We start from the raw sequence: 7218 nt of genomic DNA on the forward strand, positions 1-7218 counted from the left end.
TATGGGGTAGTTTACACGTCTACTGCACCAAAAAAAAGCAATCAACACGATAATCATGCGATATACGCAACCTACAGAGTAATACTTTCTTATTGCGGCTGATGACCATGCCACTGGCCAAATATAAACACAAATACAGCACCGATAACTGCTAAATCTACAGAATCAGCAAGACAAACTACAACGCACATAATCGTAACAATGACTGTCTGCTAACTAGCTTTTATTTTACTCTTACTTTATTTAACACTTTAAGGCTCAGCTTATGAAAATCGACTTACATTGCCATAGTACTTGTTCAGATGGCACCTATGCACCGACTGAGGTCATACAACGTGCCCATGCAGCGGGCATCAACGTATTGGCATTGACTGACCATGACACGCTGGCAGGGATTGACGAGGCGAGAGATGCTGCCAGTGCCTGCGATATGCAGATTATTAATGGCGTTGAAATCAGTTGTGAACATACATTAAGCGGTGGTTACGGAAAGAATAAATCTACCAATAAAATTATTCATGTACTTGGACTGGACTTTACTGATCGCGAAAAAATGCACGCAACGCTGCAGCAACTGCAAGACAGTCGAGCCACTCGTGGTCAACGTATCGCTGAAAAATTGAGTGAATTATTAGACATTAATTATGATGAGCTATGGCAAGCAGTGCTCGATAAAGCAGGCGGTAACCCACAAGCAGTCGGGCGCGCCCATATTGGACAGGTATTGTTTGAGCGCGGTGAAGTCAAAACCGTTCAAAAAGCCTTCGATAAGTACCTAGCAGATAACAAACCTGCTTATGTAGCAATCGAGGCGCTGACGATGCAGCATGGTATCGAGCTGATTCATGCTTGCGGCGGCAAAGCGGTGCTCGCACATCCCACGCGATATCAACTATCAGCGACACGCGTGCGTAAACTGATCGAAGAGTTTGCGCAGCTTGGCGGAGATGCTTGTGAACTACCAGCCACTAGTGAACCAATTAGTACCCGCAGAATGGTCGACCGTAGCATTGCTGAGCATGGTCTTGCGGCATCTATTGGTAGTGACTTTCATGGTAGTAACATGCCTTGGCGACGTTTGGGCGATGTTCCTATTTTGAATGATGATCAGCAAGGGGTTTGGGAGTCTTTTGCAACGCTTGCTTAGTGAGTAGGATTTACCTTGTTACAGTTACTTCTAATAAGGTTGTTTTCAATAGCAATAGGGCCTTATTTATCATGATGAATAAGGCTAAGAATGGGTAAGTAAACAAAATTGCATTCATAGAGAAATTATTGGGAAATAAATGCGTAAAATAGATTGATAATAAGGCAAGAACTTGTAACACTTGATATGAAAATTTCAGAGCGGATAATATGCTTTCACTCTGATTTTAGCGCTCATATATTCAACGCATTTACACCTTTAATGCATTTATACTCTCTGCGGTAGCCCTTCTATGGCTGTATCGATATCCCATCTAGGTTACAACAAAATCTCTCAAATGATTTTTGAGTGGCAGGCTGCTGACCGAACATCGCTGATGGCCTTATTTATCGTGTTAGAAGTGTCATTGCATTGGTTCTGGTGCTTGTATGTCTGGTGGCAGCAAGATGCGTTAAACACCTATGTGAACATACATTATTTATATCCATTATGGCTTGGGATTAGCTTTGTTGGACTGTTTTTTTTGTGCATGGTAAAAGGCTTATTTCATTCGAGCAATGATAACGAAATTGTTTTAAGTCGATGGCAGATAGCTTTGGTTTTGGTTTACACCGCCTACATTTCTACTGTTATTGTGATGATAGGGTACAGCAGTCTGTTTGCAGGCGTGTCGCTCGTCGGCGCTGCTATGCTAGGTATGATGTTGATTAAGCGCCGCTATGCTTGGCGTATGTTTTGGCTGCATATTATCTTGATGCTATTAGCGATCATGTCACCTTACTTTGGTATCAGTTTGCCCAATTTACGCCAGTTTACCGTTATTCATCCCATGCTTGAGAGTCATAACTATCTAACTTACAACGAGATTATGGCCGCTGAAAATGCGGTGGCTGCGTTAGCTTTTGAAAACAACGTCTTAAATTGGCATAGTATCAGCGAGCTACAGCGATCATCCGCATTTTTTTGGCGGTCGACGCACTTATATTTAGCGCTGCCAAAAGCGATTTTTATAGTCTATATGTTCCGTGCCTTACTGTTGGTATTAGATGATAGTCGATTTGAGACCTTACGACACGCCAATCAGGACGAGCTTACTCAGCTTAAAAATCGTCGCTACGGTCTGAAAAAGATGAAGTATGCCTTGGCTACTGTGCGAGAATATCAAGACTTAAGCGTCATGCTGTTAGATTTGGACTGGTTCAAACAGATTAACGATAATTATGGACACGATGTAGGTGATCAGGTTCTGATTGAAATCTCGCAGACGCTATCGCAGTCGTTAACAGATAAGACTATTATCAGTCGCTATGGCGGCGAAGAGTTTTTAATTGTCCTACCAGACACGAAGCATGATAGCGCTATGATGATTGCCGAGCAATTACGCCTTAATATTGCTGAACATGTCATGAAGATTGAAGGTCTGGCTGATTTTAATGTGACAGCAAGCTTTGGGCTATATACCTTAACTCATGAAGAGCGAGATTGTATCGCGCAAGGCTACAAAACGATCACACAGCAAAAGACTGTCGCTCGAACGTCACCTCTTATCAAGCCAATTGCTACTCAGCGTGCGGAAAGCCAAATAGCTTCAATGCAAAAGCTGCCTAGTGATATCTGCCAACGTTTAATTAGCACAGCAGATAAAGCCCTGTATGAAGCCAAGCACCGTGGTCGCAATCAAGTTGTCAGTGCAAATGAGATGTGGGCCGAAAAAGAAGGTGGTAAGCAATGGCTCTATAAAAGCTGTTAGTCATTAACGATCAGCCATTAATAAACAGCCATACTGCTAACACTATATAAGTATTATCGGTATGGCTGATATTCTATTGCTTAGTCCAATTTAGATGCCAGTTTCATTAATCCATCCAATCAAGAAGCTAATTGCTGTACCAAGCTTGCGAGCACACTTGTGGCAAAGCTACCCGTAGTCAAAGTAAAGTTTAATACCAGCGTCTGATCATCCGACCATTCCCAGCTTAACGCCTCAATCGGTAGACGTAGCGCTCGTCTTTGCGCCTTAATATCGCGCTGCTCTAATCCAGTTGCCAGTTGCATGAGTAGGGGGCTGTGTTGTACTACCTCGGTCTCCAAATCTGCAGCGCTACCGATGACTTTATCGTTACCCGTACCCCATAGCACGGCAGTTGGATGAATATCGCCACTGTCAATACGAGCATGCAACGTATCATCTAGTGTTTCACTAGTGAATATCGATCCTGAACCATCCAAATTAAACACTTCACCTGCTAGGCCAGTGTTCCAGCTGCCATTACGTACCCGTGCTGCCAATATCTCATTAAATATCAAGCTACGCGCAGCAGACAATTCCATCGTATTTTGCTCGCGCGGGGCACGTTTGCGTTTGCTCTTTTTTGGTTGCGGGCGAGGCTCTCGCGGCGGACGAGCAAACAGTGATAAAGCTTCTCTGACGTTATTACCCTGACGACCAAAACGCTGTGGACCAAAATAATTGGGTACGCCGTTTCTACCAATGCGCGTTAGGTGCTGCTCGACGGCCTCTTTTGCAGATAGTAGTTGCTCGGGTGATGCGTTACTTCCGTCATCAACATTTTCGTCACTAGCGCTCGCAAACTGAATATCGCGTAAAGTAATGACAAACTGATTGGCACGGTGCGTACCGCGATTGAGTTTTTTATTGTGCCAGTGCTGCGCAAGGATAGTGACAGTCTCATTTTCACCGATATCTACCGGTGCAAACTCAGTAGGCGGTAATTGTTTCTTTGGTATGCGTAGACTAAACCATTGGGTCGTCAACGCATGACGATCTTTCAACCCTGAGTAGCCGACATCACGCAATGGAATGTCTGCCCACTCTGACAATAGTTTTGCCAGATAAGCAGTATTCATGCCTGATTTTTCGATGTGTAACCATAAATGCTCACCTTCACCAGTGAAGTCTAATGGCAATAGCTCATTAACGATAAAATCAGTCGTATTAGCTTTATAAGTCGCTTGCTGTATTGGCTGCAAACTTGGCTGAGGCAAATTTTCAGTATCTGTAATAGTGGCAATATCCATATGAGCTAGGTCAATTTGCTCACTGGCTGTTCGTTCATTAGCGTTTTGAGCAACAGTTGTTCGATCAATAGTAGCAGCTTGGCTATCTAAACTATCTTGAGAAGTAGTTATTTCGTTTTGGTTGTCTTGAGAAGTCATAAGGTCGTCTTTTATTTTGTTTATTAATAATGATTAGAAGTAAAAAGAGTGCGGAAAATAAAGTCGCATAATTACGTTTTGCAACGCAGCAAACATACAAAAAAACATCGTGTGCGCGGCGCTCTTGCTACTATCAATGCATAGCATATTAAAAATAATAGGATAAGTTGAATTTGTCTGGTTGGTTACGGTCATTTTCAACCTGCTGTCATTAGAAATCATTATAACTGTTAAGGAAGCATTATGACCGACGCAACGATCAACATAGCCACCATCAGTAAAGCGGATATCCCAAGCGGTGGTATGAAGTCGTATAAGCAAGAAGACGATAGTATCATTTTAATCACTCGTGATGATGATGAGTTCCGTGCATTCGATGGTAAGTGCCCACATGCGGGCGCAGATTTGGGTAATGGATTACGATGTGGTAATCGGGTAGTTTGTCCTTGGCATCATGCGACTTTTGATAGTCGCGATGGCTCACTATTAGAGCCGATAGCGACAAAGGGTTTGACTCAGTATGAGCTGACTCATGATGGTGATAATCTGACAGTCGATACCTCAACTCAGGTAACGGGGCAGGTCGAAAATGATAAACTAACTGACACTCATACCATTATCGTTGGTGGTGGCGGTGCAGGATTTATGACAGCCGACCAGTTGTGTCAGGGTGGTTATGGCGGCAAGATTACGTTGATTAGTAAAGATGACAAAGCTCCTTACAACCGACCTTTATTATCCAAAGCGTTTTTGGCAGGCAAGATGGACGAGGATAAGCTGCTATTGGGCGGTGTCAATTGGGCGGATAATAACAATATTGAGTTACGCCTCAACCAAACGGTTAGCGAAGTGCTACCCAATGAAGCGACCGTCGTCATAGAGGATAATGATGGCAACAGCGAGCGACAGACTGCAGACTTCTTGGTCGTCGCCACTGGCGCTAAACCGAACTTACCACCTATTACAGGTGCTGAAATGGATGGTGTATATACGCTACGCAGCATGAGTGATGCCAAATTAATTAAAGCGGCCAGTCATGATCAGCGGGTGGTAATCATTGGTACAGGTTTTATCGGTATGGAGACCGCTTCGGCATTAGCACAAGCTGGCACGACAGCTTCTATTACAGTGATTGGGCAAGGTAGCCGTGTGATGGGCAATATTGTCTCTGAAACGGTGAGTAACGCCTTAATTAAGTTACATGAAGAGAAGGGCATCAATTTTGTGTTTGACGCAACCGTCAATGAAATCACTAAGGTTGACCGTCAAGTGGACAAGGATGGAGATAACAATAACCAAGCTTTCTCAAATGTAGGCGGTGTCACGCTGGCGAATGATGAGCATATTGATGCCGATATCGTGATATTGGGTACTGGCGTGTCTCCACGTACAGAGATATTGAGCGCAGTTAACGATCCAGATGGTGTACAAGTCGATGCGCATCTACAGCTGCGCGATGGCGTCTATGCGTTGGGTGATATCGCTAAAGCTAGCAACCAAATGGGTCGCATGCGTATCGAGCATTGGCGCGTGGCGCTGCAGCATGGCATGGTCACAGCTGCTGCAATCCTAAATGACGACAGTGTTGACTCATTAGAGGCGCGTATTCCTTTCTTTTGGACCATGCAATATGGCAAGAGCCTACGCTATAGCGGTCATGCTGAGACACCAGATCACAATATCCTACTTGGTACGCCAGATACGCATGATTATATCGAATACTATTTTGATGATGACGGCGAAGACACACGAGCTAGTGCAGCAAGTACGCTTGGACGTGATAAAGAGCTGGTCGCCTTCTCTGAGCTATTACGCCGTGGTCATGCACCGACGCGCGCGCAGCTTAATGCAGGGCTCGATATTATTGAGCAAGCGCATGCACTATCGCGATAGTACTATCAAGCAATAAGTATTAGTATTTGGGGTATGTTATCAATTAGCACATCAATACATTTAGTGGTCTTAAAATGACTAAATTTTGCTAAACATCGTCAGAAATCTTGCAAATATGTTCATATTAACGGCAATTTTTTCCTCGTTTATCTACAATTTTTCTCATTTTAAGCCTCACAATCTAATTAATGACATACCCCTAGACTGGCTTAGTGATCTAAGTCAGTTTTTTTATAGTTAAATCTATATAGATCCGCTACATCGTCATCCTTGTTAAGTATACTAATGTATCACTTGCACTCGGTTTTCTTGTATCGAAATTATTTGAATGCAACTATACATAGACGGAAAAGGAAAAATTATAATATGAGCGAAAATAATATAAATGACAGTAAGGTAAACACAGATCACTTTGATAAAGAGTCGGTATTTCTACGTGAAGCGACATTAGATGATATTGGCGCACTTGAACAGTTATTGAACTGCTGCTATCGCGAGACAGCAGGTTGGACCAATGAGGCCGATTTGATCGGTGGTATCAGGACTACATCAGCGGAGCTCGCCGCCGTAATCAATGATCCTAATCACTATTATTTTGTCTATCCGAAAACCACAACAGGCAATCGTGAGGGAGATGAGATGGGTGAAATACTTGGCTGTATCGCTGTCGATATCAAAACCGATGCTGACTCAAATAAAAAAGCCTATATCGGCATGTTTGCGGTACATCCTGTGCTACAAGGGAAGGGTGTTGGTAATGTAATACTACAAGCAGCTGAGACCTTTGCAGATCGTCATTTACAGTCACTTAATCAGCCTAGCCGTCTGACTATGTCTATCTTAAGTCATCGTCCTGAGCTTTTGGCTTACTATCAGCGCCGCGGTTATCAGTTCAATGGTAATAAAATGCCGTTTCCAAACGATGGCAATAATGGCGAGCCAAAGCGTGATGATTTAGAGTTATTAGAACTCGAAAAATTCGTTAGCTAATCAAATTGGCT

At 43.4% G+C, this 7218-nt stretch carries 5 protein-coding genes; 4 read left to right on the top strand and 1 reads right to left on the bottom strand.

Annotated features, from left to right (window positions below; translation table 11 throughout):
- The first annotated feature begins 265 nt into the window (after positions 1–265).
- Together CXF60_RS10730 and CXF60_RS10735 are read left to right on the top strand one after the other, a co-directional pair.
- Complete coding sequence (locus tag CXF60_RS10730; protein ID WP_102091918.1) at positions 266–1147, top strand: PHP domain-containing protein; 882 nt, start codon at positions 266–268, stop codon at positions 1145–1147.
- Positions 1148–1439: 292 nt separating this feature from the next.
- Positions 1440–2897, top strand: coding sequence for a GGDEF domain-containing protein (locus CXF60_RS10735; RefSeq protein WP_102091919.1), 1458 nt, complete (start codon positions 1440–1442; stop codon positions 2895–2897).
- Positions 2898–3016: 119 nt separating this feature from the next.
- Here the strand turns inward: CXF60_RS10735 and truD are convergent, their stop codons facing one another.
- Complete coding sequence (gene truD / locus CXF60_RS10740; protein WP_102091935.1) at positions 3017–4186, bottom strand: tRNA pseudouridine(13) synthase TruD; 1170 nt, start codon at positions 4184–4186, stop codon at positions 3017–3019.
- A 381-nt stretch (positions 4187–4567) separates the two neighbouring features.
- Here truD and CXF60_RS10745 point away from each other — a divergent pair, with 381 nt between their 5' ends.
- Both CXF60_RS10745 and CXF60_RS10750 read left to right on the top strand, forming a co-directional pair.
- Entirely contained in the window at positions 4568–6217 is a 1650-nt protein-coding gene (locus CXF60_RS10745) for an FAD-dependent oxidoreductase (RefSeq protein ID WP_228707109.1), read from the top strand.
- Between the two features lie 366 nt (positions 6218–6583).
- Positions 6584–7207, top strand: a complete 624-nt coding sequence (locus CXF60_RS10750) for a GNAT family N-acetyltransferase (protein WP_102091921.1) — start codon at positions 6584–6586, stop codon at positions 7205–7207.
- Positions 7208–7218: the final 11 nt, after the last annotated feature.

Source organism: Psychrobacter sp. 4Bb, assembly GCF_002836735.1.
GTDB lineage: Bacteria > Pseudomonadota > Gammaproteobacteria > Pseudomonadales > Moraxellaceae > Psychrobacter.